The organism is Pseudazoarcus sp. NS20, from assembly GCF_059703745.1.
Genome location: NZ_BAAKIY010000001.1, coordinates 1,220,119 through 1,244,665 on the forward strand (window position 1 = coordinate 1,220,119; position 24,547 = coordinate 1,244,665).

The following is a 24,547-nucleotide window of genomic DNA, read 5'->3' on the forward strand; positions in this document are numbered from 1 at the left end:
GCGGACGTTGCAGTGAGTCCGCGGCGCCAATTTTCTGGATTGTAGTCTCGGTCGTGGTGTGAAAGTGGCTTGATTGGGTGGATTGCGCCATCAGTTTGGCTGGCGCGGAATGTGCGGGCGGATTGCCAAGATTCGAGTGAGGAGAGTGCGGTGGTGAGAGTGAGTGCGGCTGGGTGGCTGGTGGAGGCCGGGCGTTGCTGTGCCTCTGCTAACTTCGATGCGCGTCAGTCGGGGGCTGAGGTCGAGTTGATCGTCATCCACAACATCAGCCTCCCTCCCGACGAGTTTGGCGGGCCAGGGGTGGAGCAGTTGTTCACCAACTGCCTGAATCCCGACGAGCACCCGTACTATGCGCAAATTGCTGGCTTGCGGGTGTCGGCGCATTTCTTCATCCGGCGGGATGGCGAGTTGATCCAGTTTGTGTCGACTGAAGATCGAGCTTGGCACGCGGGTGTTTCCTCGTGGCGCGGGCGGGAACGTTGTAACGATTTCTCAGTCGGAATCGAGCTCGAGGGGTGTGACACACAGCCCTTCGAAGCCGCGCAGTACGAGCGCTTGAATGAGCTGATTTTGGCGCTGAAAGCGCGGTATCCGATCCGTGACGTGGTGGGGCATTCCGACATTGCGCCGGGGCGTAAAACCGACCCTGGGCCTTGCTTTGATTGGGGGCAAATCGGGCTTGTGCGTGACTAGGGCTGGTCCCCTAAATTGACAAGTTGCGGATTCGTTGGAATAATTCTCGAAATTTTGTGCGCGCAGCCTCGGTTGCGTGTGTTTTTATACAGGTGCGGCGCTGGTCTGAATGACCGGCGCAGTCAATTGGCCGCGCGCACCGCGGGACTCGCTGTCTGGTTGCGGCGGCGAGTTTGACAACCTCTGTAATCAGCGTTGGTGAGCCCGGTTTTTCGGGCGCACGGTTGGCTCGGTAGTTCGGGCTGGCTCCAGGCGGGAAGTTGCAGGCAGGAGGAACCATGAATCACGCAACTCGCGCTCAGGCGCTGGCAAAGAATGTTTTCCAGCGAGTGGCGCAGGCAACGCACGGATTACTGTTTGTCTCGGCTTTTGCTGCAATTCTGCTGCTGGGCGGTCACTACGCGCGCGGTCAGGCTGCTGTTGAGCAGCCTTCGGCTGAGATGCTTGTGGCTTCCGAAGTAGGGCAGGTTGCGCTTGAAGAGCCGCAACTGTCTGACGAGATGCAGAAGGTGCGCGACTGGGTGGCGCGCCGTTATCGCGTGTCTTCCGAGGCGCTTGAGCTTGCATTTGTCGAGGCCGAGCTGAGCGCCCGCGAGGCCGAGCTGGATCCGCTTTTGATCGTCGCCATGATGGCGGTGGAGTCCAGCTTCAATCCCGCAGCCAAGAGCCACGCCGGTGCGTTGGGCTTGATGCAGGTGATCCCGCGCTGGCACATGGACAAGATCGGCCCCGATAACGACTACACCGCCTTGTTTGACCCACGCATCAATGTGCAGGTGGGCACGCTGGTGCTGGTCGAGGGCATGCAGCGTTATGGCTCGCTGGAAGCGGCCTTGCAGTATTACAACGGTGCGCGGCACGACCCCGAAATGCGTTACACGAAGCGCGTGATGTCGGTGAAACGCCAGTTGCAGGATGTGCTGGCGAAGTCGTCCGGCGCTTGAGTTTTTTCGCGCGTTGCAATCAAACGGCCCTTCGAGGGCCGTTTTGTTTTTGTGGGCGACGGTCTTAGGGGAGATCGCGCGGGTAGGGGGTGAGGGCTCGTTTGGCGTCCTTGCGGGGTGTGGCCGTGGGGCTGTCGTTGCGAGCGCAGCGCGGCAATCTGCTGAGGTGCTGTCTGCAGGCGCTGCGAGATTGCCGCGTCGCTGCGCTCCTCGTAATGACGGGTTACGTGGTTGGGTTTGGGTTGGTCGTGTTGAGCCGCAGGCGAAATTCGACAGGGGGGGCTTGTCATGGGAGTGGGTTGTCGGAATTCGCTGCGCTCATCCCGACCTGTGGGTAAGCGCCTGAGCTTTCGAAGATCCCGCCCTGCTGCTCAGCGCAGCAGAGCGTGCATGCGTTCTGCGGCTTCGAGCAGGCGTTCGCTGCGGGTGGTGTAGGCCAGGCGCAGGTGTCGGGCGGGGTGGTGGTTGCCGAAGTCGATGCCGGGTGTGGTGGCGACGCCGGCTTCTTCGATGAGGCGGCGGGCCAGAGCTTGGCTGTCTTCGGCCACGGCGGATATGTCGGCGTAGATGTAGAAGGCGCCGGTCGGGGTGGTGTCGATGCGCAGGCCGAGTTGGCGCAGGGCGGGCAGCAGAGTGTTGCGACGCAGGGCGAATTCGCCGCGTCGGGCTTCAAGAATTTCGCGGGTGTCGGGGCTGAATGCTGCGAGTGCGGCGTGCTGCGCGGTGGTTGGCGCGGAGATGAAGAAGTGCTGCGCGAGCTTTTCGATTTCACCCGCCCAGTGGCGCGGCGCAACCAGCCAGCCCAAGCGCCAGCCCGTCATGCCGAAATACTTCGAGAAGCTGTTCACCACGAACAGCCGGTCGCACGCCGCGCATGCGGCATCTTGCAGCACCGAGCAGGCTTCACCGCTGTAGTTGAGTCCCTGATAGATCTCGTCGACCACCAGCAGGCCATCGCGTCGGGCGGTGGCGGCGCGCAGTGCAGCCAGCTCGGCCACACCGAGTTCGGTGCCGGTGGGGTTGGATGGGCTGGCGACGATCAGCCCCAGCGTGTTGGCTTGCCAGTGCTCGGCCAGCAGTGCCGGCGTGGGCTGAAAGCGGGTGCTCGCATCCACTGGCAGTGCTTGCGGTGTGCCTTCGAAGCTGCGCACCAGGTGGCGGTTGCACGGATAGCCGGGATCGGGCAGCAGCCAGCCATCACCGGGATTTGTGGAGGCGGCAAGAATCAGCGTAAGCGCGCCCGAGGCGCCAAGTGTGACGATGATACGCTCGGGCTCGACATCCGCACCGAAGCGGTCGTGGTAATGGCGGGCGATGGCCTCGCGCAGCGCGGGCAGCCCAGCCGCCGGGGTGTACTGAACCTGCCCGCCGGCAATGAAGCGCTGGGCCGCTTCGACAATGGTCGGCGGGGTGGGGAAGTCCGGCTCGCCCACCTCCATGTGGATGATGTCGCGCCCTTGTGCCTCCAGCGCGCGGGCGCGGGCAAGCAATTCCATGACGCGAAACGGCGCAATGTCGGCCATGCGGTGAGCGAAGCGGGGTGGTGTGGCGGACATGGCGGGCGGCTGCATGCTGTGTGGAAAATACGACTGAAGACCACCGTGTGGGCTGTCTATGATTGTGCCATGGCGCCGCACGTCGGGCGCCCCGAGCGTGCCTGCGGGCGTGTTCTCATTTGTGTTGCTGGTGTGACTTCGCGGGTGCTTTCCGCGGCGTCGGGCCGTGCGGGCCCGAGTTGATGTGCCGGCGCCGCAAATGAGTGCGTGTCGCGCGGGCTTCGCGAGGGGCGCTTGTCGTGTGGCATCATCTTTTGATGGCCGGAGCGCCTGCTCCGGGGTCCGCACGTACGGAGGTTTCATGGACAAGCAGCTGCGCGAAGCCGCGCTCGAATATCACCGCCATCCCCGTCCGGGGAAAATCTCGGTGACGCCCACCAAGGTATTGTCGAACCAGCGCGATCTTTCTCTGGCCTATTCCCCCGGCGTTGCAGCGGCGTGTCTCGAAATTGCCGAGCACCCGCACGAGGCCGCCACGCTCACCGGCCGCGCCAACCTGTTGGCCGTCATCACCAACGGCACGGCCGTGCTGGGTCTGGGCAACATCGGCCCGCTGGCGTCCAAGCCGGTGATGGAAGGCAAGGCCGTGCTGTTCAAGAAGTTCGCCGGCATCGACGTGTTCGACCTTGAGGTCGATGCGCTCGACCCCGATCGCTTCATTGAGGTGGTGGCTGCGCTGGAGCCGACCTTCGGCGGCATCAACCTCGAAGACATCAAGGCGCCCGAGTGCTTCTACATCGAAGAGAAGCTGCGCGAGCGCATGAAGATTCCGGTCTTCCATGACGACCAGCACGGTACGGCCATCGTGGTGGCAGCAGCGATCACCAACGGCCTGCATCTGGTCGGCAAGGAGTTCAAAGACGTCAAAGTGGTTACGTCGGGCGCTGGTGCGGCCGCGCTGGCGTGCCTGTCGCTGCTCGAAAAGCTCGGCGTGCAGCGAGAGAACATCTGGGTGACGGATATCGAAGGCGTGGTCTACGAGGGCCGCACCACGCTGATGGACCCGCTCAAGCAGCGCTACGCGCAGAAGACCGACGCGCGCCGTCTGGCCGAGGTGATCGAAGGCTGCGACGTGTTCATGGGTCTGTCGGCCGGCGGCGTGCTCAAGCCCGAGATGGTAGAGCGCATGGCCGCCAAGCCGCTGATTCTGGCGCTCGCCAACCCCGAGCCCGAAATCACCCCCGATGCCGTGCGCGCGGTGCGCCACGACGCCATCATGGCTACGGGCCGGTCGGACTTCCCGAACCAGGTCAACAACGTGCTGTGCTTCCCGTTCATCTTCCGCGGTGCGCTGGACGTGGGCGCCACGGCCATCACCGACGAAATGAAGCTCGCCGCGGTGCAGGCGCTGGCCGAACTGGCGCGCGCCGAGCAGAGCGACGTGGTGGCTACGGCGTATGCGGAGCAGGTGGGTGGCTTCGGCCCGGAATACATCATTCCGCGCCCCTTCGACCCGCGCCTGCTGGTGATGATTGCCCCGGCGGTAGCCAAAGCGGCAATGGATTCGGGCGTGGCAACCCGCCCGATCACCGATTGGCACGCTTACCGCGGCCAGCTCAACAACGTGGTGTGGCATTCCGGTCTGCTGATGAAGCCGGTGTTTGCCGAGGCACGCAAGGCACCCAGCCGCATCATCTTTGCCGAGGGCGAGTCCGAGCGCGTGCTGCGCGCGGCGCAGACCGTCATCGACGAAGGCCTGGCGTGGCCGATCCTGGTCGGCCGCCCGGCGGTGATCATGCAGCGCATCGAGCGCTTCGGCCTGCGCATGCGGCCGGAGGCCGATTTCGAGCTGGTTAACCAGGATTCCGACCCGCGTTTCAAGGAGCTGTGGTCCGATTACCACCGCCTGATGGAGCGCCGCGGTGTGTCGGTGGAGTACGCCAAGAAGGAGGTGCGCCGCCGCACCACGCTGATTGGTTCGCTGATGCTCAAGTTGGGCTACGGTGACGGGCTGATCTGCGGCACGTACGGCATGTTCCCGGTGCACCTGGGGTTCATCGAAACGGTGCTGGGGCGCGAAGAGGGCGTGAATCACTTCTATGCGCTCAACGTGCTGGCGCTGCCCGGCCGCACGCTGTTCCTCGCCGACACCTACGTGAACGACAATCCGACGGCAGAACAGATCGTCGAGATGACGGCGCTGGCGGCCGAGCAAGTGCGCCGCTTCGGCATCGAGCCCAAGGTGGCGTTGCTGTCGCACTCGTCGTTCGGCAGCGGTGATTCAGCCAGTGCCGCCAAGATGCGCGAAGCGCTCGAAATGCTGCACCGCGACCACCCCGAGCTCGAAGTCGAAGGGGAAATGGGCGGCGATCTGGCGCTGGACGTGCAGGCGCGGCTCGATCTGTTCCCCAATGCGCACATGCGTGAAGAAGCCAACCTGCTTATCTTCCCGAACCTCGATGCGGCCAACATTGCCTACGGTTTGCTCAAGAACGGCGCAGGTCAGGGCGTGACGGTGGGGCCCATTCTGTTGGGTGCGTCCAAGCCGGTGCACATCCTCACGCCGGAGTCGACGGTGCGCCGCATCGTCAACATGACGGCCCTTGCCTCGGTGGAGGCCGCACTCAAAAACGGCTGAGGCAAAATCGCAAGGTGAGTGTGTAACAGGCTGTTCACCTCTCGCAAAACTTGCGTTAGTCTCATCACATCGGAGCCGCCTTCGGGCGGCTCCGCCTATTTCTGAACGAGAAAATTGCGTGATAAATCACGGGCTTTGCGTGTTTTTTTGGCAACATCCTTAAAATAAGCTTGCTATCCGCCTGGTTTGATTACGAAAATAGACCCTGACGAAGCCGTGGGGTTTCTCGCAGCATGAGCCGGGCACGATGATGCGTACAGCCATAGTTTTCCTTTCCCTCTGCACCATGTGGTCGGCCGCCGTTGCCGCCCCGCCTGCAGTTGATCTCAACCCCGCCGGCCTGCCGCAACTTCGATCTGCGGCGTACATCATCGTCAGCGAGCGCACTGGTGAGGTGCTGTTCGAGCAGCACAGCGAAAAGGCCGCCCCCATCGCTTCCATCACCAAGCTGATGACGGCCATGGTGATCCTCGATGCCCGCCAGCGTCTGACGGACCAGCTCACCGTCACCTCCGAAGACATCGATCAGTTGAAAGGCACTGGCTCGCGTCTGAGCGTCGGCACCCGCCTGTCGCGCGAAGAGATGCTCAACCTGATGCTGATGTCGTCCGAAAACCGCGCCGCTTCGGCGCTGGCGCGTCATTACCCCGGCGGCCGCAAGGCCTTCATTGAGGCCATGAACATCAAGGCCCGCATGCTGGGTCTCAAGCACACCCGCTTTGCCGACAGCAGCGGCCTCGATCCGCGCAACATCTCCAGCCCGCGCGACCTCGTGCGCATGGTTTCGGCCTCGGCCTCGTATCCGCTGATTCGCGAGTTCTCCACGCAGTCCGAGCGCTTCGTGCGCCTTGGCGGCCGCATGGAACGCTTCGGCAATTCCAATCCGCTGGTGCGTGACTCCGAATGGAAAGTCGGCCTTTCGAAAACCGGCTTCATCCGCGAGGCCGGCCGTTGCCTGGTGATGCAGACCTGGGTGCGTGGCGAGCCTGTGGTAATGGTGCTGCTCAATTCCGAAGGTACCTGGACGCGTACGGCCGACGCCAAGCGCGTGCGCACTTGGCTTGAAACCACCGGCTCCGACCGCCTCATCGCGCTGGCCTCCGGCCGCGGCGGCTAAGCCGCACCTCTCATTCCCCTGTTTCACCCGGCCCGAGTCGCCGTCCCCCGCTGGACGGTGACGGCGCTGTGGGCGAGAATCGCGCCAACGCCCTTCAGGCCCGACTCCCGGAAATTCCCATGCAGTTGCGTTTCACCAAAATGCACGGCCTCGGTAACGACTTCGTCGTGATCGACGCCACGCGTGCGCCCGTGCTCCTCACGCCCGAGCGGGTCCGCGCCATTGCCGACCGGCATTTCGGCGTGGGCTGCGATCAGCTTTTGGTGGTCGAGCCGGCCACGCAAGCCGATGTGGATTTCCGTTACCGCATCTTCAACGCCGATGGCGGCGAGGTGGAGCAGTGTGGCAATGGCGCACGCTGCTTCGTGCGCTTCGTGCACGAGAAGGGCCTGACCACCAAGCGCAGCATCCGCGTGGAAACGCGCTGCGGCATCATTGCGCCGCGACTCGAAGACGACGGGCTGGTGACGGTCGACATGGGAGTGCCCGTGCTCGAGTCGGCTCGTGTGCCGTTCGTCTCCGATTCCGACGAGGTGCTGCAACCGCTTGAGCTTGAAGATGGCTCGCGTGTCGAGATCACCGCGGTTTCCATGGGGAACCCGCATGCGGTGCAGATCGTGGCGGATGTGGATGCCGCGCCGGTGACCACCTCCGGGCCGCTGATCGAACACCACGCACGCTTCCCCGCGCGGGTGAACGCCGGCTTCATGCAGGTGATGGACGCCAGCCACGTGCGCCTGCGCGTATTCGAGCGCGGCGCAGGCGAGACGCTGGCCTGCGGCACCGGCGCTTGTGCCGCGGTGGTGGCCGGAATCCTGCGTGGGGTGCTCACCTCGCCCGTACGGGTGGCCACGCGCGGCGGCGAACTTTCGATTGCATGGGGCGGCCGTGGGCAGCCCGTGTTGATGACGGGCCCGGCCGTGACCGTGTTCGAAGGTGAAATCACGCTGGCCGACGACTGAGCGTCGCGTCTGCACACAGGAGTGACTTGATGGATGCTGAACAGGTCGCGCAGTACCTGCGCGAACACCCGGATTTCTTCGTCAAGCACGGCGATATCTTCGTCGAAGTGACGGTGCCGCACCCGCACGGTGGGCAGGCCATCACTCTGGCCGAACGCCAGTTGCATGCATTGCGCGACAAGATCCGTCTGCTAGAAGTGAAACTCACCGAACTGATTCGTTTCGGTGAGGAGAACGACGATATCGGTACCAAGCTGCAGCGCCTGATGCTTGCCATGCTGGCGGCCGAGGACTTCACCACGCTGCATCAATCCCTGCTGCAGAGTCTGCGCGATGATTTTCGCGTGCCGCACACGGCCTTGAGGCTGTGGAATGTTTCCGCCGCTTCCGACGAAGGGGTGTTCGAAGCCGTGAGCGAGGAGCTGCGCTTTCAGGTGGCCGAAATGCGCCACCCGTACTGCGGTGCGCCGGCCAACCTCGAAGCACTTGCGTGGTTCGGCGAGCCTTCGTCGCACATCCGCTCGGTGGCGCAGATTCCGCTGCGCTGCGATGGGCAGGTGGTTGGCCTGCTGGTGCTGGCCAGCGAAGAGGCAGAGCGCTTCTACCCTGATATGGGCACGCTCTTTCTCGCACGCCTGGGTGATGCGCTGGCCGTAGCCGCGCGACGCGTGCTGGGCTGACGTGAGCTCGCCCGACGTCTCTGCCTTGCCGGAAGACGTCGAGGCCTGGCTGGGCTGGCTGACCAGCCAGCGCCGGGCCGCACCCCTGACCGTCGAGGCCTACCGTCGCGATCTTGCCCGTTTGGTGGAGCTTGCCGCGCCGCGCAGTTTGGCGGAGTTGGCGGTGCACGACATCCGCCGCATGGCTGGCCGTCTGCATGCGGCGGGGCAGGGTAGCCGTTCCATCGCACGTGCCTTGTCGTCGTGGCGCGGCTTTTATCGCTGGATGACGCGTTACCGCGGCCTGGCCACCAACCCCGCCGAAAGCGTTCGTCCCCCGAAGGCGCCCACACGTTTGCCCAAGGCCCTGTCGCCCGACCAGACGGCGGCTTTGCTCGACGGCGCGCCGGAGGACCCGCTCGAAGTGCGCGATCGCGCGATGTTCGAGTTGTTCTATTCGTCCGGTTTGCGTTTGTCCGAGTTGACCTCGCTCGACGTCGAGGCCGGCCTCGATCAGGCCGACGCCATGGTCACCGTGTTGGGCAAACGCGGCAAGACGCGCATGGTGCCGGTCGGCTCGTTGGCGTTGTCCGCCATTCAGGCCTGGCTTGCCGAGCGTCCCAATTGGGCTTCTGCGGATGAGCCGGCGCTGTTCGTTACCCGCAGCGGCACCCGCATGACCCCCAGTGCCGTGCGCACGCGTCTGGCCCGCTGGGCGCGGCAGCGCGGGCTGGGCGTGCACGTGCATCCGCACATGCTGCGGCACAGTTTTGCCAGCCACGTGCTGCAGTCGAGCGGTGATCTGCGTGCCGTGCAGGAGCTGCTCGGCCACGCCAGCATCCGCAGCACGCAGGTGTATACCCATCTGGATTTCCAGCATCTCGCCAAGGTGTATGACGTGGCGCATCCGCGGGCGAAGCGGAAGTAGCCTTGTCGGCCGAGACGCCGAGACGCCGAGATCGGTTTGCCTGCTTGAGCCGTGCTGCGACGCGGCGCTGAATCCGTGGGACGTGTGTGGGTGGCTGAGTTCTCATTTCCGGCTTCCGGCTTCCGGCTTCCGGCTGAGGGCTTCTGTGCTCTGTTTCTTTGGTGTTATCGCTGTGCGTTGTTTCGAGGGGAGTTCGTAGGGTGGCCTTGACCGGCCGGGACTCGCCCCGGCGGGCGACTTCCTTTCTTGCTGCGCGGCAAGAAAGGAAGCAAAGAAACGCGCCCCGCATCCGCGCCCCTTCGGGGTTTCCTCGCTTCGGGGGATTTCGCCGGCCGGTCCTGAACTCGCTTCGCTCGGACAGCAGGACCGGACTTCCCCGTCGAAATCTCCCTGCGCTCGGCGCTTCTGAGGGGAGGATGGGTGCGCGCGGTGGGGCCCGTTTTTTAACTTGGTGGGTTGGGCTTTGGGCTCATTCGCAGTGCCATTCGGAAGTCCAGAGGTATCGAGGGCACAACCGCTCTACCGTCATTGCGAGGAGCGCAGCGACGCATCAATCTCGCAGCGCTTGCTGGCGGCACCCCGGTGGATTGCCGCGCTGCGCTCGCAATGACGGGACGAAAGGCTGTGCCCACCTCTGAGGTCGATACTTCCACGTACGTGTGTACTGTCTGTCATCTGGTCGGTGGGTCGGCTAGTGCGGTAGTGCTGGATCAGAGGGTGACGATGCCTGCCGAGCCGCGTAGCAACGGCCATGATTGTTCCCGCTTCAGCAACGCAACCACCACCCCGCGCCTGCGGTAGACTCGCGCCCTCGAATACAGCTGGAATCCACCATGGCACGTCTGATCCTCAACCCCGGCAAGGAACGCTCCGTGATGCGGCGTCATCCGTGGATTTTCGCGGGTTCGGTCGATCGGCTGGACGGGCGGGCGCGGCCGGGGGATACGGTGGAGGTCGTCAATGCCGAGGGCAAGTTCTTCGGGCGGGCGGCGTGGTCACCTGAATCGCAGATCCGTGCGCGGATGTGGACGTTCAGCGCTGACGTGACGATCGATCACGCCTTCTTCAAGCGTGCCGTGGCGGCTTCGGTGGCGCGTCGCAAGGCACATCCCTTGCTCAAAGGTGAGGAGGGCGTGCGGCTGATTCACGGCGAGTCCGACGGATTGCCGGGTGTGATTGCGGATCAGTACGGTGACGTGGTGGTGCTGCAACTCACCAGCGCCGGTGCGGACAAGTGGCGCGAGGCGATTGTGGCCGGGCTGGTGCAGGCCACGGGCTGCCGCGCGGTGTATGAGCGGTCGGATTCCGACGTGCGTGCACTCGAAGGCCTGGGGCCGGTGACCGGCTGTGTGCATGGCGAGTTGCCCGAGCAACTCGGCATCGTCGAGAACGGCGTGCGCATGGGTGTGGACGTGGTCGGTGGCCACAAGACCGGCTTCTACCTTGATCAGCGTGACAACCGCCTGCTGACCGGACGGCTGGCCGCTGGCCGGCGTGTGCTCAACTGCTTCTGCTACACCGGCGGCTTTTCGCTGCAGGCGCTGGCGGGGGGCGCTACCTCGGTTCTGTCGATCGATTCCTCCGGCCCGGCGCTGGAGGCGGGGCGTGTCAATTTGGCGCAAAACCCCCAGCTGGACGCCGACAAGGCGCAATGGCGACAGGCCGACGTGTTCGAAGCCTTGCGCGAGTTGAAGGCGGCCGGTGAGCGCTTCGACCTGATCGTGCTTGACCCGCCCAAGTTCGCACCGTCGGCCGCGCACGCTGACCGTGCCGCGCGCGCCTACAAGGACATCAACCTGTTCGGTTTCCGCCTGCTCGCACCGGGTGGAATCCTGATGACGTATTCGTGCTCCGGTGGCATCGGACACGAGCTGTTCCAGAAGATTGTCGCCGGCGCAGCGGTGGATGCGGGCGTCGATGCGCGCATTCTTCACCGCCTGTCTGCGGGTGCGGACCACCCGGTCGGGCTGGCTGTGCCGGAAGGCGAGTACCTCAAAGGCTTGGCTGTGCAGATCGATTGAAGGGAGCAGGGCGCAAGCTTCCGTGCGGGCCGCTGACGCTGCGAGATTGCCGCGTCGCTGCGCTCCTCGCAATGACGGTAGAGCGGGTGTGCGTTCGTTCGGGGGGTGTCACTGCTTGCTGCGGGTAGCCCGTTTGTCGTCACCGGCCTCTCTGGCAACTTTCGTGTTGAGTGCTCCGGCTTGTCGCCGCGCCTATACCCGTCATTGCGAGCGTATCGCGGCAATCTACTGAGCATGTTCCTGCACGTGCCAAGAGATTGCCGCGTTGCCGTGCTTCTCGCCATGGCCGCGTGCTGAGCGCCGCGACTTACGTAGTGGGTGCTCAGCGTTGCTGTGCTGCGCTCGATTCCGGGTTCTGCACGATTTCGCCCTGCCAGATGGCGGCGGCGATCAATCCGACGGCAATCATGGCCAGCGCGAAATAGGCGTACTGCCATTGCTGGCTGGCAATGCCGCCGCGGCGAGCCTGTAGCACGGCCATGATGCCGAGGCCGGCGGTGGCGAACAGGCCGGCGCCAAGCAGGCGTGCAGTGGTGCCGGTGAGGTGCAGCGCCAGAGTGGGGTCGCCGCGTGCCGGCCAGTAGAAATCAGCCCCTTGCCACAACCACGCCCCGCCAGCGACGCAGGCCACGATCGCAAAGGCGAGGAAGAAGCGCATTTCAGCTGGCGGTGAACAGGTCGTCGTCGCGCCCGGGGCGGGCGAGGCCGAAGTGGCGCCAGATCGCGGCAGTGGCGACGCGCCCGCGCGGCGTGCGCTGCAGATAGCCTTGCTGGATCAGGTAGGGCTCGAGCACGTCTTCGATGGTGTCGCCGGCTTCGCCGATGGCGGCGGCGAGGTTGTCGAGCCCCACCGGGCCGCCGTCGAACTTCTCCAGCATGGCGCTGAGCAGCTTGCGGTCCATCATGTCGAGGCCGAGTTGGTCGACTTCGAGCATCTGCAAGGCCGCATCGGCCACCGGCGCAGTGATGTTGCCGCCGGCTTTCACTTCGGCGTAGTCACGCACGCGGCGCAGCAGGCGGTTGGCGATACGCGGCGTGCCACGCGAGCGGCGGGCGATCTCGAATGCACCGGCGTCGTCGATCTCGACATTGAGGAGGCGGGCCGAGCGCCCCACGATGTAGCTCAGCTCTTCGGGCGTGTAGAACTCGAGCCGCGAGACGATGCCGAAGCGGTCGCGCAGCGGGTTGGTGAGCATGCCGGCGCGCGTGGTGGCGCCGACCAGCGTGAACGGCGGCAGGTCGAGTTTGACCGAGCGGGCGGCAGGGCCTTCGCCGATCATGATGTCGATCTGGTAATCCTCCAGTGCGGGGTAGAGGATCTCTTCCACCACCGGCGAGAGGCGGTGAATCTCGTCGATGAACAGCACGTCGTGTGGTTCGAGATTGGTCAGCAGCGCCGCCAGATCACCGGCGCGCTCCAGCACCGGGCCGGAGGTCTGACGCAGGTTCACGCCCATCTCTGCGGCGACGATGTGCGCCAGGGTGGTCTTGCCCAGGCCCGGGGGGCCGAACAGCAACACGTGGTCGAGCGCTTCGTTGCGGTTGCGTGCGGCGGCGATGAATATCTCGAGCTGCTCGCGAATGCGCGCCTGCCCGACGTACTCGGCCAGCCGTTTCGGGCGCAGGGCGCGCTCGATGGCGTCTTCCTGGCGGTCGGATGGCGCGGCGGATACGAGGCGCGGTGCCGCGCCGAGTTTGTCGGTTTCGATCATGGGTGGAGTTTAGCGGGTTCGGCGCGCATGCGCCGCCACTCGTGGGGCGCGGCGGGGTGTCGGCGCAGTGCCGCAGGAGGAGGTTTTAGAGGGCGCAGCGTCGCAATTCGCTGCGCTCATCGCGGCCTACGGGGGCTGAGTTTGGAGAGGGCGTAGGTCGTGTTGAGCCGTAGGCGAAATGCGACGAGCGGAGCTTCAGCAAGCGCAGCGTCGCAATTCGCTACGCTCATCGCGACCTGCTGGCGAATCAGGCCTTTCCGAGCAGCTTCAAGGCCTGACGTATGCCGTCGGATACGGAAATGTCTTCAGCCAGGCCCTTGGTGGCGGACAGCGCTTCGCGCTCGTTGTAGCCGAGGGCGAGCAGGGCGTTGAGGATGTCGCTGCGGTCGTTGCCGGGCGCGGCGGTCGGGCTGCCGATGGTGGCGGCGAGCGAGGGCAGGGCCTTGCCGAGCTTGTCGCGCAGCTCGAGTACCAGGCGTTCGGCGGTTTTCTTGCCGATGCCGGGAATCTTCACCAGCCGGCCGACTTCCTGCATGGCGATGGCCTGCGCCAGATCATTCACTGACATGCCCGACAACACGGCCAGCGCCATGCGTGCGCCAATGCCGGAGACCTTGAGCAGTTGGCGGAAGGCTTCGCGTTCGTCCGAGGTGGCGAAGCCGAACAGCAGGTGGGCGTCTTCACGCACCACGAACTGGGTGAATAGCGTCACTTTCTGCCCGGTGGCGGGCAGGCCGTAGAAGGTGCTCATGGGTACGTCGATCTCGTAGCCCAGGCCGCCCACGTCCACCACGATCTGCGGCGGGGTTTTTTCGAGCAGGGTTCCGGTGATGCGTCCGATCATGGCGATGTCCGTTCAGAAAATGGGCCAGCGATGAGCCAACAGGAATGCGCCGACAAGCAGCGCACCGTGGGCGACCGCGGCGAATAGGGTGAGGCGTGTAGCGCGCGCGAGTTCGTCCGCGTCGTCGAAGTCTTCGTGCAGGATGCGCACGGCGCGCAGCGAGAAGATCAGCGACACCGCTGCCGCGCCGCAGGCCTGTGGGAGTGAATCACGCCCGACCTGCAGCACCAGCCACAGGTAGGCCGGCAGCGACAGGCCGAACAGCCACAGCTTGGCGTTCATCGGACCGATGGCCGTGGCCAGCGTGTTGCGGCCTGCTGCCAGATCGGCTTCGCGTGCCTGCAAGGCGCGCATCAGCGGCACGCCACCGGCCAGCAAGGCAAACGGCAATCCGGTGGCGAAGGATGACCAGCTCCAGGTGCCGCGCACGAAATGGTCGGTGCCGCTCGTCAGCACCAGCAGAAACAGCATCGGCAGCACGATGGCGAAGATCAGTTCGGTGACGGCGTTGCCGGCGTCACCGGCCACGCGTGCGGTGGTGCGCTGAAAGCCCATGAAGGCGGGCGCAGCCAGCAGCAATGCGGCCACGGCCTTGAGCGGGTCGAGTGCAACGCCATCGGCGTGCGCGGCGGCCAAGCCGATGGCGGCGGCCAGCACGGCCAACAGCGGATCGGCCCACGGCAGGGTGCGTGCGGCCGTGCTCATAGCAGCACGATGTCGAACTGTTCCTGCGTGTAGCTCGCCTCGGGGTGCAGCGAGATGTTCTTGCCGATGAAGTCGGACAGCATGGCCAGCGCCTGCGACTCTTCATCGAGGAACAGATCGACCACGTTGGGCGCGGCCAGCAGGCGGAACTCGCGGGCGTTGAACTGGCGCGACTCGCGCAGCAGTTCGCGCAGGATCTCGTAGCACATGGTGCGTGCCGTCTTGACCTCGCCGCGCCCCTCGCAGGTGGGGCAGGGCTCGCACAGCAGGTGGGTGAGCGATTCGCGCGTGCGTTTGCGCGTCATCTCGACCAGGCCGAGGCCGGTGAAGCCGTTGACGCTCATCTTGGTGTGGTCGCGCTGCAGCGCCTTCTGCAACTCGTCGAGCACCTGGTTGCGGTGCTCGAGGTTTTCCATGTCGATGAAGTCGATGATGATGATGCCGCCCAGGTTGCGCAGGCGCAGCTGGCGGGCGATGGTCTGCGCGGCTTCGAGGTTGGTCTTGAAGATGGTGTCGTCGAAATTGCGCGCGCCGACAAAGCCGCCGGTGTTCACGTCGATGGTGGTCATCGCCTCGGTCTGATCGAAGATCAGGTAGCCGCCGGACTTCAGGTCCACGCGCCGTGCCAGCGCCTTCTCGATTTCGACTTCGACGTTGTGCAGGTCGAACAGCGGGCGCTCGCCACTGTAGTGCGCCAGCAGCGGCAGCACCTTCGGGCTGTACTCCTGCGCAAAGGCCAGCAGGCGCTGATAGTTCTCGCGCGAGTCCACCAGGATGCGCCCGACCTGGTCGGTGACCAGGTCACGCAGCACGCGGTGCGCGAGGTCGAGATCCTGGTACAGCACGGCGGGCGGGCGCGAAGCCGTGGCGCGGTTGCGTATCTCGGCCCACAGCTTGCGCAGGTAGTTGATGTCGGCGGCCAACTCTTCATCGGTGGCCGCTTCGGCCACGGTGCGCACGATGTAGCCACCCGTTTCGTCTTCGGGGATCAGCGCGGTGAGCCGTTCGCGCAGGCGCTCGCGCTCGGCTTCATCCTCGATGCGCTGTGAAATGCCGATGTGCTTTTCTTGCGGCAGATACACCAGCATGCGGCCGGCCAGACTGATCTGCGTCGACAGCCGCGCGCCCTTGGTGCCGAGCGGGTCTTTGAGCGCCTGCACGGTGATGTTCTGGCCCTCGGCGAGCAGGCGTTCGATGCTGCGCACCGGCTCGCCGTTGCTGCGTTCGTTCCAGATGTCGGCGACGTGCAGAAAGGCGGTGCGCTCGAGGCCGATGTCGATGAACGCCGACTGCATGCCCGGCAGCACGCGCACTACGCGCCCCAGATAGACGTTGCCGACGATGCCGCGGTTGGCGGTGCGCTCAACGTGCAGTTCTTGCACCACTCCTTGCTCGGAGACAGCCACGCGCGTTTCCTGCGGCGTGCAGTTGATGAGGAATTCGATGCTCATGGACAACGCTCAATGGGGGATTCGAAATGCCGGCGCGCCGTGCATTGCGGATGACCCATCGGGGGCGCAAATTCGGAGAGGCGGGCGTGTTTCGGGCGGCCCGCCGGCAGCGCGTGTTGGGCGGCATGCCGTGCCGAGCCGGCACAGCTGACATGGTAAATGAGAAAGCGCCCTGCGGCTTAGAGTACGGGCAAGCCGAAGCGGGTTAGCAACTGCGCCGTTTCGAACAGCGGCAAGCCCATGATGCCCGAGTGGCTGCCGCGGATTTCAGCCACGAAGGTCGCTGCGCGCCCCTGGATGCCGTAGGCGCCGGCCTTGTCCATAGGTTCGCCGGTGGCCACGTAATGCTTGATCTCGTCGCGCGAGAGTTTGCGAAAGCGCACGTCGCTGATGCTGGTGAGGCACTCGCTGCGGTAGTCATCAGCCAGTGCGACGGCGGTGAGTACCCGATGGCTGCGGTCGGACAGGCGTTCGAGCGTGGCTTGGGCCTCGTCGCGCGAGGCCGGCTTGCCGATGATCTCGCCATCCACTTCGAGCGTGGTGTCGGCGCCGAGAACGGGGCGGCGCAGCAGGCGGCGCATGCTGATGCGCCGGGCACCGGCTTGCGCCTTCATCAACGCCAGCCGCCGCACGTAATCCTCGACCGGCTCACCCGGGTGGGGCGTTTCATCCACGTCGGTGTCGCTGCGTTCGTTGTCGCGGAACAGCAGCATGTCGAAATCGACATCGATCTGACGCAGCAACTCGCGGCGGCGAGGGCTTCGGGAGGCAAGGTAGATGCGGGGTCGGTTCATAAGGCATGTGCCGCTGCACGCACGGCTTTCTTTAGGAAGGTTTACGTCATTCTCGATGATACGGGTGATTGCGGGTTACGCTCCAGGCTCTGTACAGCGCTTCGGCCAGCAAAGGGCGCACCAAAGCGTGAGGCAAGGTCAGGCTGGACAGCCTCATGGTCTCGTGGGCGGATCGTTTGATCGATTCGGCCAGGCCATCCGGCCCGCCTATGATCAGGGCGATGTCTTCGCCCGATTCGCGCCAGCCCTCGAGGCGAGTGGCCAGTGCGGTGGTGGTCAGGTCGCGGCCGTGCTCGTCGAGAATCACGCGGCGGCAGCGTGCCGGCAGTGCAGCCTCGATGCGGCTGGCCTCGGCGGCCTGCATGGCCTCGACGGTCTTTCCGGTGGTGCGCGGCTCGGCCTTGATCTCGATCAGCTCAAGCGGCATCTCGCGCGGCATGCGCTTGGCGAATTCGTTGAAGCCGGCGTCCACCCAGCCGGGCATGCGAGTGCCGACGGCCACCAGCAGCAGCTTCATCGCGTCACCCCGCGCGGGCGCATCAGCCCCGGCTGGCGGGTCGGCGCGGTGCGGACGGCGTGGCCGACCACAATTCCTCGATGTTGTAGTAGCTGCGAATAGCCGGCTGCATGATGTGCACGACGATGTCGGCCAGATCGACCAGCACCCATTCGCCGCTTTCTTCGCCTTCGACGCTGATGACGTCGCCGCCGGCCTCTTTCACCTTCTCCTGCACGTTGCGTGCGAGGGCGCGGGTCTGGCGGTTGGAGTCGGCGCTGGCGACGATGACGCGGTCGAACAGTGGCGTGAAGCGGGAGGTATCGATGACCTCGATGTCGCGCGCCTTGATGTCTTCGAGGGCGTCGACGACGGTTTTCTGAAGTTCTGTGAGGTCCATTAGGGGGTCAGCGATACAAAGAGTGGGCGGCAATATAGTCGACAACGGAATCCGGGAGCAAATAGCGCGGGCTGCGGTCTTCCCGCACCAACGTACGGATTTCCGTCGCAGAAATGGCCAGTGGCGTCATGTGGAACCGTACCACTTCGCCGGCCGGGCTGGAAAGAAGGCGGCTGCGGTCGGTGCTGATACGGTGTGCCAGCGCGGCGCCGAGTGCCTCGGGCAGTTCGTCGGCCGCATGGCCCGGCCGGTCTGCCACGGCAATGTGGGCAAAGCCCAGGATTTCTTCCCAGCGGTGCCAGCTTGCCAGCCCTAGAAAGGCGTCGGCGCCGAGCATCAGCACCAGCGGGCGGGCGCCATGCTCGGCGCGCAGGCGTTCGAGCGTGAGCACCGTGTAGCTGCGGCCGGCGCTGCGCACTTCCGAGTCGTCGCAGCAGAAGGCCGGATTGCCGGCGATGGCGTGTTGCACCATGGCTAGCCTGTGTTCGGCGGCAGTGCGCGGCGTGTCGCGATGCGGCGGGTTGCCAGCCGGGATGAAGCACACCGCGGCAAGGCCCAGCGCCTCGCGCGCTTCTTCAGCCAGGCGCAGGTGCCCGGTGTGGATCGGATCAAACGTGCCGCCAAAGAGCCCGAGCGGGGCGGCCTCAGCCTGCGGGCGGGACATCTCGGTTCCAGCCGAACACGTCGCGCGCGTTGGCATAGAAGCTGGCGAAGGTGATCGGCAGCAGCACCAGCGGCAGCAGCATGGTCAGGATGCTCGCAAACAGCGGCGAGATCAGGCCGGCGAAACTGATCAGGATGCGCGGCACCAGCCCGAGCATGAGCAGTAGCACGATGCCGAACAGCACGTGGGCACGCCAGTTCTGCAGGCAGGCGTAAAAGCTGAAGAACATGGCCTTGGCTGCCGGCACGCGCCACCAGCCGGCCAGAATGGGCGCAAACCAGTAGGTGGCCAGCACCGGCAGCGACAGCACGAAGGCCACGGCCAGCGCCGTGCCCAGGTTGGGCAGGTCGTCGGCGGGGTCGAAGGGCTCGCTGCCGGTGAGGATGCGCATCAGGCTGCCGTCGTCGAAGAACGAGGTGACGAACAGCACGATCATGCTGCCGATCAGATACATGCCGCCGATCGCCATCAGGTTGGGCACATTGCTGCGGAAGCCCGAGAACAGGATGTCGGGCCCGGCCTTGCGCCCTTCATCCACCGTGCGGCAGGTGTTGAGCACACCGAGCGACATCACCGGCATCAACAGATAGGCCACGGCCTGCCCGATGAACGGAATCGCACCCAGCAGCAAAAGCAGCAGCATGTAGGTGAACGAGGCAAAAATCAGAATGGCCGGGCTGCGGCGATACAGGCGGGCGCCTTCGGTGACCCAGTGCCAGCCTTGTTTCATGGGAAAGCGTCGTGCTTGCATGTTCCGGTGTGTGCTTCCTGTCGGAGAGTGGTCGCGCCGTCTCAGGCGTTGGCGGGAAGTGCATGCGCGCTGGTGATGCGCCAGCGCAGGATGTTGCGGAATTCATCGGGGTTCTTGACCTGCACCATCTCGCCGCCGCGCGGCAAGTGCAGGTCTTCGAGCCGTGACAGCCAGAAGCGCAGCGCCGCGGCGCGCAGTGCCGCCGGCCACAGCTCACGCTCGGCTGGCGTGAAAGGGCGCTCGGCCGCGTAGGCCTGCAGCAGGGCGTCGGCGCGTTCGGCGTCGAGCCGGCCGTCGGCCATGGTACACCAGTCGTTTACCGTCACTGCCACGTCGAACAGCAGGGCGTCGTTGCCGGCGAAATAGAAGTCGATGACGCCGCCGATCAGATCACCATCCCACAGCACATTGTCGCGAAACAGGTCTGCGTGAATCACGCCTTGAGGCAGCGCAGTGAAGTCCTGCCCGGCTTGCCAGTCAAGCTCGGAGCGGAGCAGCTCGGCTTCGTCAGGCGGCACATGGCTGACCACCCGCTTGCCGGCTTCGGCACGCCACGCGGCGCCGCGGGCGTTGGGCTGGCGGCGCCCGTACGACAGCCCCGCGCGGTGCAGGCCGGCCAGCATCGCGCCCACGCGGCGGCAGTGTTGCGCCGTGGCTTCGGTGATTGAACGCCCGGACAGGCGCCGCACCAGCGCGGCGGGGCGGCCGGACAGCGTGCCCAGATACTCGTTGTGCCGATTGGCCACCGGCGCAGGCACCGGCAGGCCGTGGTGCGCCAGATGCGCCGTGAGGTACAGGTAATAAGGCAGGTCCGAGCGCGGAATCGACTCGAACAGGGTCAGCACGTAACGCCCCAGCGTGGTCGTTACGAAGAAGTTGCTGTTTTGCACCCCCGCCGCGATGCCCTCGAACTCAACGAGGCGGCCGACGGCAAAGCTGTCGAGCCAGCGGGCGAGGTCGTCATGACTGACGGCCGTGAATACCGACATGTACGGGCGTTTCCCTTCGACTTACCAGGACTTGATGACCCACATCGGCACGGACAGCTCGGGGCGCTGGTCGTGGCGGATCATCACGCCGTCCCCCTTCTGGTCGATCAGGTAATACGGCACGCCGTGCGCAGGCGTGACCTTGACCATGTACAGGCGGCCGTTGGAGCGATACTCCTCAACCTGATCGCCATCGCGCTGCATGATGGTGACTTCGGGCTCGGCCGGGTCGTCGGTCATGCCTTCGGGCGGCGGCGGGGGCGGCGGAAGCGGCTCGAGAATCTGGGCGGCGACCGGCATCGAGACGGCCAGCAGCAGGATCATGAGAAAGCGGGGCATGTTCGATCTCCGTTGGATACGTGCATTCTAGCGTCTTACGGTCAGGCCGTCCGGGGTGGCGTGGCGGAATGCAGCGTCAGCGCGGTTACAAGCTCAGCCACCGCGCGTTGCCTTTGGTTTGGTCGGTCGTCTACGGAGGCCCCGGCGCTTCCCCGTAGGTCGGGATGAGCGCAGCGAATTCCGACAACCCACGCCCATGACAACCCCGCCGTCGCATTTCGCCTGCGGCTCAACACGACCTACGCACACCCGACACCCCCCAAACCCGTCATTGCGAGCGCACCGCAGCAGATTGCCGCGCTGCGCTCGCAATGACAAAAGCCTCGACTGCCCCCCCGCCTTCCGCCTTGGCTGGCTAATACCGCACGCGTGCCGACGATTTACAGGTTGAGCATCAATTCGTGCTCTTCCGGCAGCGGCTCGAAACCACGTGTCTCGTAGTGCTTGAAGATGGCCGCCACGATTTCCGCCGGGTCGTCGATGATCTGCACCAGGTTCATGTCGTCGGGGTTGATCATGCCCTCGTCGATGAGGCGGTCGCGGAACCAGTCGAGCAGGCCGCGCCAGAACGGCTCATGCACCAGAATCACCGGAATGCGGCGGCTCTTGCGCGTCTGTATCAACGTCAGCACTTCGAGCAGTTCGTCCAGCGTGCCGAAGCCGCCGGGCAGCACCACGTAGGCCGCGGCGAACTTCACGAAGCAGTACTTGCGCGCGAAGAAGTGCTGGAAGGTCTGCGAGATGTCCTGATACGGGTTGCCGTGCTGCTCCATCGGCAGGCGGATGTTCAGCCCTACCGACGGGCTCTTGCCGTGGTAGGCGCCCTTGTTGGCCGCTTCCATGATGCCGGGGCCGCCGCCGGAGATCACCGAGAAGCCTGCGTTGGAGCACTGCTTGGCGATTTCCTCGGCCAGAACAGAGTAGGGGTGGTCGGCGCGCGTGCGGGCGCTGCCGAAGATCGACACCGCCGGGCGGATGGCGTTGAGCCGCTCCGTGGCCTCCACGAACTCTGACATAATCCCGAAAATCCGCCAGGATTCGCGGGCGTTGAAGTTATGCGCGTCGCTGCCCGGCACGCTGCGGGGAAGTTTCTCTTTCGCCGTCATGCGGTTCTCTTTTTGTGTCCGTCGTCAGGTGTCGGCGCGGGGTCAGCCCGTGTCGCCGTCGGCGGTTTCACCGCCAGGAAGTCCAGAATGCCCACGCTGCTGCTCGTAGACGGTTCCAGTTATCTCTATCGTGCTTTTCATGCCTTGCCCGATCTGCGCAACTCGGCGGGCGAGCCGACCGGCGCCGTGCGTGGCGTGCTCTCGATGCTGCGCCGTCTTGAGAGCCAGTACGCGGCAGAGTATCGCGCCTGCGTATTCGACGCCAAGGGAAAGACCTTTCGTGATGACTGGTATCCCGACTACAAATCGCACCGCCCGCCCATGCCCGACGACCTGCGCGCGCAGATTGCGCCGCTGCACGAAGGCGTTGAGGCCGAGGGCTGGCCGCTGTTGATGGTGGACGGCGTTGAGGCCGACGACGTCATCGGCACGCTGACGCGCCAGGCTGTCGAGGCCGGCTGGGAGGTGGTGATTTCCACCGGCGACAAGGACCTGACCCAACTCGTGCAGCCGGGCGTGCGCTGGGTCAATACCATGACCGAAGAGGTACTCGATGAAGCCGGTGTGACCGCCAAGTTCGGCGTGCCGCCCGAGCGCATCATCGATTACCTGACGCTGGTGGGCGACACCGTCGACAACGTGCCGGGCGTGGAGAAATGCGGCCCCAAGACGGCCGTGAAATGGCTCACCCAATACGGCACGCTCGACAACATCGTCGCTAACGCCGATCAGGTGAGTGGCAAGGTGGGCGAGAACCTGCGCAAGCACCTCGACTTCCTGCCGCTCGGGCGCAAGCTCGTCACCGTGGCGCTCGACCTTGATCTGCCATTCAAGCCAGCCGACCTGCCTGCGCGTGATGACGACAAGGTACGCCTGCGAGCCCTGTACGAGCGCATGGATTTCAAGAGCTGGCTGCGCGATCTTGACCGCGACGGCAAATCCGATGCCGTGGTGCCAGCCACCGAGGAGGCCGCGAGCGAAGAGGTGGTCGAGCGCGAGTACGAAACCATTCTGACCTGGGCCGCCTTTGACGCCTGGCTGGCCAGGATCGAAGCAGCCGAACTGACCGCTTTCGACACCGAAACCACCAGCCTCGATCCGCTGCAGGCGCGCCTGGTCGGCATGTCGTTCTCGGTCGAGCCGGGCAAGGCGGTGTATCTGCCGCTCACCCATCGCGGCGCGGACACGCCCGAGCAATTGCCGCTGGACGAAGTACTCATCCGCCTCAAGCCGTGGCTGGAATCGAACAAGCACGCCAAGCTCGGCCAGAACCTCAAATACGACGCCCACGTGCTGGCCAACCACGACATCGCCTTGCGCGGCATCGTCGAGGACACCCTGCTCGAATCCTACGTGCTCGAAAGCGACAAGTCGCACGACATGGATTCGCTCGCCATGCGGCATCTGGGCGTCAAGACCATTCCCTACACCGACGTGTGCGGCAAAGGCGCCAAGCAGATCGGCTTTGACGAAGTCGCCATCGACCGCGCCACCGAATACGCCGCGGAAGACGCCGACATCACGCTGCGCCTGCACCGCCGCTTTGCCGGCCAGCTTGAGCGCGAGCCGCAGCTTGCTGCGCTGTACCGCGACATCGAACTGCCCACCTTGCAGGTGCTGTTCGAGATGGAGCGCACTGGCGTGCTGATCGACCCCTTCCTGCTGTCCCAGCATTCCGAGCAGCTCGGCCGGCGTCTGCACGAGCTGGAGCTGGAAGCGCAGTCGCTGGCGGGCCAGCCCTTCAACCTCGGCTCGCCCAAGCAGTTGGGCGAAATCCTCTTCGGCAAGCTCGGTCTCCCGGTGGTCAAGAAGACCGCCACCGGTCAGCCCTCCACCGACGAAGACGTGCTGACGCAGCTGGCGGAGGACTACCCGTTGCCCAAACTGCTGCTGGAGCACCGCGGGTTGTCCAAACTCAAGAGCACCTACGCCGACAAGCTGCCGCGCATGGTCAACCCCAAAACGGGGCGTGTGCACACCAGCTTCTCGCAGGCCACGGCCGTCACCGGCCGGCTCTCAAGCTCCGAGCCCAACCTGCAGAACATCCCCATCCGCACGCCCGAAGGCCGCCGCATCCGAGCCGCCTTCATCGCGCCACGTGATCACGTCATCGTGTCGGCCGACTACTCGCAAATCGAACTGCGCATCATGGCGCACCTGTCGAGCGACGCCCGCCTGCTCGAAGCCTTCGCGCAAGGCGAAGACGTGCACCGCGCCACCGCGTCCGAGGTGTTCGGTGCCGCGCCCGCGGAAGTGACTAACGAACAGCGGCGCTACGCCAAGGTGATCAACTTCGGCCTGATCTACGGCATGAGCGCCCATGGTCTGGCAAAAAACCTCGGCATCGAGCGCGGCGCCGCTCAAGGCTGGATCGACCGCTATTTCGCGCGCTACCCCGGCGTCGCCGACTACATGGAGCGCATCAAGGCCGAGGCCAAAGACAAAGGCTACGTCGAAACCGTCTTCGGCCGCCGCTTGTACCTGCCCGACATTCGCGCCCAGCAAGTCGGCCGCCGCCAAGGCGCCGAACGCGCCGCCATCAACGCACCCATGCAAGGCACCGCCGCCGACCTCATCAAGAAAGCCATGATCGCGGTCAGTCACTGGCTGTCCGAGCAGAAGCTGCAGTCACGCCTGGTGCTGCAAGTGCACGATGAGCTGGTGCTGGAGGTGCCGAACACCGAGCTCGATCTGATCCGCCGCGAGCTCCCCAATCTGATGGCCGGCGTGGCCGAGTTGTCGGTGCCGCTGCTGGTCGAGGTGGGGGCGGGGGATAACTGGGACGAGGCGCATTAAGTGCCCGATACATTGCCGCCTGTATAATTCCGCCCAATTTCG

The 24,547-nt window shown here is 65.0% G+C and carries 23 protein-coding genes; 9 read left to right on the top strand and 14 right to left on the bottom strand.

Going from position 1 to position 24,547, the window contains the following annotated elements; all coding sequences use genetic code 11:
- Window positions 1-159 precede the first annotated feature (159 nt).
- Together ampD and AC6H0W_RS05525 are read left to right on the top strand one after the other, a co-directional pair.
- Window positions 160-693: a 1,6-anhydro-N-acetylmuramyl-L-alanine amidase AmpD gene (ampD, locus tag AC6H0W_RS05520; RefSeq protein WP_497576191.1), complete on the top strand. Its 534-nt coding sequence runs from the start codon at window positions 160-162 to the stop codon at window positions 691-693.
- Between the two features lie 278 nt (window positions 694-971).
- Entirely contained in the window at window positions 972-1,637 is a 666-nt protein-coding gene (locus tag AC6H0W_RS05525; protein WP_497576133.1) for a lytic transglycosylase domain-containing protein, read from the top strand.
- A gap of 371 nt (window positions 1,638-2,008) precedes the next feature.
- Here AC6H0W_RS05525 and AC6H0W_RS05530 read toward each other — a convergent pair whose 3' ends face one another.
- Window positions 2,009-3,193 carry a pyridoxal phosphate-dependent aminotransferase gene (locus tag AC6H0W_RS05530; RefSeq protein ID WP_497576134.1) on the bottom strand — a complete coding sequence of 395 codons (1,185 nt, stop codon included), beginning with the start codon at window positions 3,191-3,193 and terminating at the stop codon, window positions 2,009-2,011.
- A gap of 301 nt (window positions 3,194-3,494) precedes the next feature.
- On the opposite strand from AC6H0W_RS05530, the gene AC6H0W_RS05535 reads away from it, so the two are divergent.
- From AC6H0W_RS05535 to AC6H0W_RS05560, 6 genes are all read left to right on the top strand, one after another.
- Window positions 3,495-5,771: an NADP-dependent malic enzyme gene (locus AC6H0W_RS05535; protein WP_497576135.1), complete on the top strand. Its 2,277-nt coding sequence runs from the start codon at window positions 3,495-3,497 to the stop codon at window positions 5,769-5,771.
- Window positions 5,772-6,021: 250 nt separating this feature from the next.
- On the top strand, window positions 6,022-6,888 hold the full coding sequence (locus AC6H0W_RS05540; RefSeq protein WP_497576136.1) for a serine hydrolase: 867 nt from the start codon (window positions 6,022-6,024) through the stop codon (window positions 6,886-6,888).
- A gap of 119 nt (window positions 6,889-7,007) precedes the next feature.
- Window positions 7,008-7,850 carry a diaminopimelate epimerase gene (dapF, locus tag AC6H0W_RS05545; RefSeq protein ID WP_497576137.1) on the top strand — a complete coding sequence of 281 codons (843 nt, stop codon included), beginning with the start codon at window positions 7,008-7,010 and terminating at the stop codon, window positions 7,848-7,850.
- A gap of 29 nt (window positions 7,851-7,879) precedes the next feature.
- A complete protein-coding gene (locus AC6H0W_RS05550; protein WP_497576138.1) occupies window positions 7,880-8,530 on the top strand; it encodes a DUF484 family protein in 651 nt (216 codons plus the stop codon).
- A gap of 1 nt (window position 8,531) precedes the next feature.
- Entirely contained in the window at window positions 8,532-9,437 is a 906-nt protein-coding gene (gene xerC / locus AC6H0W_RS05555; protein ID WP_497576139.1) for a tyrosine recombinase XerC, read from the top strand.
- An 833-nt stretch (window positions 9,438-10,270) separates the two neighbouring features.
- Window positions 10,271-11,458 (top strand): class I SAM-dependent rRNA methyltransferase, encoded by a 1,188-nt coding sequence (locus AC6H0W_RS05560; RefSeq protein ID WP_497576140.1) that lies wholly within the window; start codon window positions 10,271-10,273, stop codon window positions 11,456-11,458.
- A 322-nt stretch (window positions 11,459-11,780) separates the two neighbouring features.
- Here the strand turns inward: AC6H0W_RS05560 and AC6H0W_RS05565 are convergent, their stop codons facing one another.
- The 13 genes from AC6H0W_RS05565 to AC6H0W_RS05625 form a co-directional block, all read right to left on the bottom strand.
- Window positions 11,781-12,116 (bottom strand): hypothetical protein, encoded by a 336-nt coding sequence (locus AC6H0W_RS05565; RefSeq protein WP_497576141.1) that lies wholly within the window; start codon window positions 12,114-12,116, stop codon window positions 11,781-11,783.
- Window position 12,117: 1 nt separating this feature from the next.
- Window positions 12,118-13,170, bottom strand: a complete 1,053-nt coding sequence (ruvB, locus tag AC6H0W_RS05570) for a Holliday junction branch migration DNA helicase RuvB (RefSeq protein WP_497576142.1) — start codon at window positions 13,168-13,170, stop codon at window positions 12,118-12,120.
- 247 nt (window positions 13,171-13,417) lie between these two features.
- Window positions 13,418-14,014 (bottom strand): Holliday junction branch migration protein RuvA, encoded by a 597-nt coding sequence (ruvA, locus tag AC6H0W_RS05575; RefSeq protein WP_497576143.1) that lies wholly within the window; start codon window positions 14,012-14,014, stop codon window positions 13,418-13,420.
- A 12-nt stretch (window positions 14,015-14,026) separates the two neighbouring features.
- Window positions 14,027-14,719 carry a hypothetical protein gene (locus tag AC6H0W_RS05580; RefSeq protein WP_497576144.1) on the bottom strand — a complete coding sequence of 231 codons (693 nt, stop codon included), beginning with the start codon at window positions 14,717-14,719 and terminating at the stop codon, window positions 14,027-14,029.
- Window positions 14,716-16,170, bottom strand: a complete 1,455-nt coding sequence (gene rng / locus AC6H0W_RS05585) for a ribonuclease G (protein WP_497576145.1) — start codon at window positions 16,168-16,170, stop codon at window positions 14,716-14,718. Before rng ends, AC6H0W_RS05580 begins: the two co-directional genes overlap by 4 nt.
- 179 nt (window positions 16,171-16,349) lie before the next feature.
- On the bottom strand, window positions 16,350-16,964 hold the full coding sequence (locus tag AC6H0W_RS05590; RefSeq protein WP_497576146.1) for a Maf family protein: 615 nt from the start codon (window positions 16,962-16,964) through the stop codon (window positions 16,350-16,352).
- A gap of 46 nt (window positions 16,965-17,010) precedes the next feature.
- On the bottom strand, window positions 17,011-17,481 hold the full coding sequence (gene rlmH, locus AC6H0W_RS05595; protein WP_497576147.1) for a 23S rRNA (pseudouridine(1915)-N(3))-methyltransferase RlmH: 471 nt from the start codon (window positions 17,479-17,481) through the stop codon (window positions 17,011-17,013).
- 22 nt (window positions 17,482-17,503) lie between these two features.
- A complete protein-coding gene (gene rsfS / locus AC6H0W_RS05600; RefSeq protein WP_497576148.1) occupies window positions 17,504-17,860 on the bottom strand; it encodes a ribosome silencing factor in 357 nt (118 codons plus the stop codon).
- Between the two features lie 7 nt (window positions 17,861-17,867).
- The gene (nadD, locus tag AC6H0W_RS05605) at window positions 17,868-18,524 is read right to left on the bottom strand and encodes a nicotinate-nucleotide adenylyltransferase (protein WP_497576149.1); all 657 of its coding nucleotides are present in this window, start codon (window positions 18,522-18,524) and stop codon (window positions 17,868-17,870) included.
- Window positions 18,505-19,254: a BPSS1780 family membrane protein gene (locus AC6H0W_RS05610; RefSeq protein ID WP_497576150.1), complete on the bottom strand. Its 750-nt coding sequence runs from the start codon at window positions 19,252-19,254 to the stop codon at window positions 18,505-18,507. The genes nadD and AC6H0W_RS05610 overlap by 20 nt, the downstream gene beginning before the upstream one ends.
- 62 nt (window positions 19,255-19,316) lie before the next feature.
- A complete protein-coding gene (locus AC6H0W_RS05615) occupies window positions 19,317-20,264 on the bottom strand; it encodes a homoserine kinase (RefSeq protein ID WP_497576151.1) in 948 nt (315 codons plus the stop codon).
- Between the two features lie 21 nt (window positions 20,265-20,285).
- Entirely contained in the window at window positions 20,286-20,603 is a 318-nt protein-coding gene (locus AC6H0W_RS05620) for a DUF2782 domain-containing protein (protein WP_497576152.1), read from the bottom strand.
- Window positions 20,604-20,983: 380 nt separating this feature from the next.
- The gene (locus AC6H0W_RS05625; protein WP_497576153.1) at window positions 20,984-21,709 is read right to left on the bottom strand and encodes an LOG family protein; all 726 of its coding nucleotides are present in this window, start codon (window positions 21,707-21,709) and stop codon (window positions 20,984-20,986) included.
- An 87-nt stretch (window positions 21,710-21,796) separates the two neighbouring features.
- Between AC6H0W_RS05625 and polA the strand changes: the two genes are divergently transcribed.
- Window positions 21,797-24,505, top strand: coding sequence for a DNA polymerase I (polA, locus tag AC6H0W_RS05630; protein ID WP_497576154.1), 2,709 nt, complete (start codon window positions 21,797-21,799; stop codon window positions 24,503-24,505).
- The last annotated feature ends 42 nt before the right edge of the window (window positions 24,506-24,547 follow it).

What these genes read in the sequence shown, in the direction of transcription:
- polA (WP_497576154.1), top strand. Translation starts at nt 21,797, where the DNA reads ATGCCCACGCTGCTGCTCGTAGACGGTTCCAGTTATCTCTATCGTGCT.
- AC6H0W_RS05615 (WP_497576151.1), bottom strand. Translation starts at nt 20,264, where the DNA reads ATGTCGGTATTCACGGCCGTCAGTCATGACGACCTCGCCCGCTGGCTC.
- AC6H0W_RS05525 (WP_497576133.1), top strand. Translation starts at nt 972, where the DNA reads ATGAATCACGCAACTCGCGCTCAGGCGCTGGCAAAGAATGTTTTCCAG.
- AC6H0W_RS05535 (WP_497576135.1), top strand. Translation starts at nt 3,495, where the DNA reads ATGGACAAGCAGCTGCGCGAAGCCGCGCTCGAATATCACCGCCATCCC.
- AC6H0W_RS05550 (WP_497576138.1), top strand. Translation starts at nt 7,880, where the DNA reads ATGGATGCTGAACAGGTCGCGCAGTACCTGCGCGAACACCCGGATTTC.
- dapF (WP_497576137.1), top strand. Translation starts at nt 7,008, where the DNA reads ATGCAGTTGCGTTTCACCAAAATGCACGGCCTCGGTAACGACTTCGTC.
- rlmH (WP_497576147.1), bottom strand. Translation starts at nt 17,481, where the DNA reads ATGAAGCTGCTGCTGGTGGCCGTCGGCACTCGCATGCCCGGCTGGGTG.
- AC6H0W_RS05530 (WP_497576134.1), bottom strand. Translation starts at nt 3,193, where the DNA reads ATGTCCGCCACACCACCCCGCTTCGCTCACCGCATGGCCGACATTGCG.
- AC6H0W_RS05540 (WP_497576136.1), top strand. Translation starts at nt 6,022, where the DNA reads ATGCGTACAGCCATAGTTTTCCTTTCCCTCTGCACCATGTGGTCGGCC.
- AC6H0W_RS05565 (WP_497576141.1), bottom strand. Translation starts at nt 12,116, where the DNA reads ATGCGCTTCTTCCTCGCCTTTGCGATCGTGGCCTGCGTCGCTGGCGGG.
- rng (WP_497576145.1), bottom strand. Translation starts at nt 16,170, where the DNA reads ATGAGCATCGAATTCCTCATCAACTGCACGCCGCAGGAAACGCGCGTG.
- AC6H0W_RS05620 (WP_497576152.1), bottom strand. Translation starts at nt 20,603, where the DNA reads ATGCCCCGCTTTCTCATGATCCTGCTGCTGGCCGTCTCGATGCCGGTC.
- rsfS (WP_497576148.1), bottom strand. Translation starts at nt 17,860, where the DNA reads ATGGACCTCACAGAACTTCAGAAAACCGTCGTCGACGCCCTCGAAGAC.
- AC6H0W_RS05590 (WP_497576146.1), bottom strand. Translation starts at nt 16,964, where the DNA reads ATGAACCGACCCCGCATCTACCTTGCCTCCCGAAGCCCTCGCCGCCGC.
- nadD (WP_497576149.1), bottom strand. Translation starts at nt 18,524, where the DNA reads ATGTCCCGCCCGCAGGCTGAGGCCGCCCCGCTCGGGCTCTTTGGCGGC.
- AC6H0W_RS05560 (WP_497576140.1), top strand. Translation starts at nt 10,271, where the DNA reads ATGGCACGTCTGATCCTCAACCCCGGCAAGGAACGCTCCGTGATGCGG.
- ruvB (WP_497576142.1), bottom strand. Translation starts at nt 13,170, where the DNA reads ATGATCGAAACCGACAAACTCGGCGCGGCACCGCGCCTCGTATCCGCC.
- AC6H0W_RS05625 (WP_497576153.1), bottom strand. Translation starts at nt 21,709, where the DNA reads ATGACGGCGAAAGAGAAACTTCCCCGCAGCGTGCCGGGCAGCGACGCG.
- AC6H0W_RS05580 (WP_497576144.1), bottom strand. Translation starts at nt 14,719, where the DNA reads ATGAGCACGGCCGCACGCACCCTGCCGTGGGCCGATCCGCTGTTGGCC.
- AC6H0W_RS05610 (WP_497576150.1), bottom strand. Translation starts at nt 19,254, where the DNA reads ATGAAACAAGGCTGGCACTGGGTCACCGAAGGCGCCCGCCTGTATCGC.
- ruvA (WP_497576143.1), bottom strand. Translation starts at nt 14,014, where the DNA reads ATGATCGGACGCATCACCGGAACCCTGCTCGAAAAAACCCCGCCGCAG.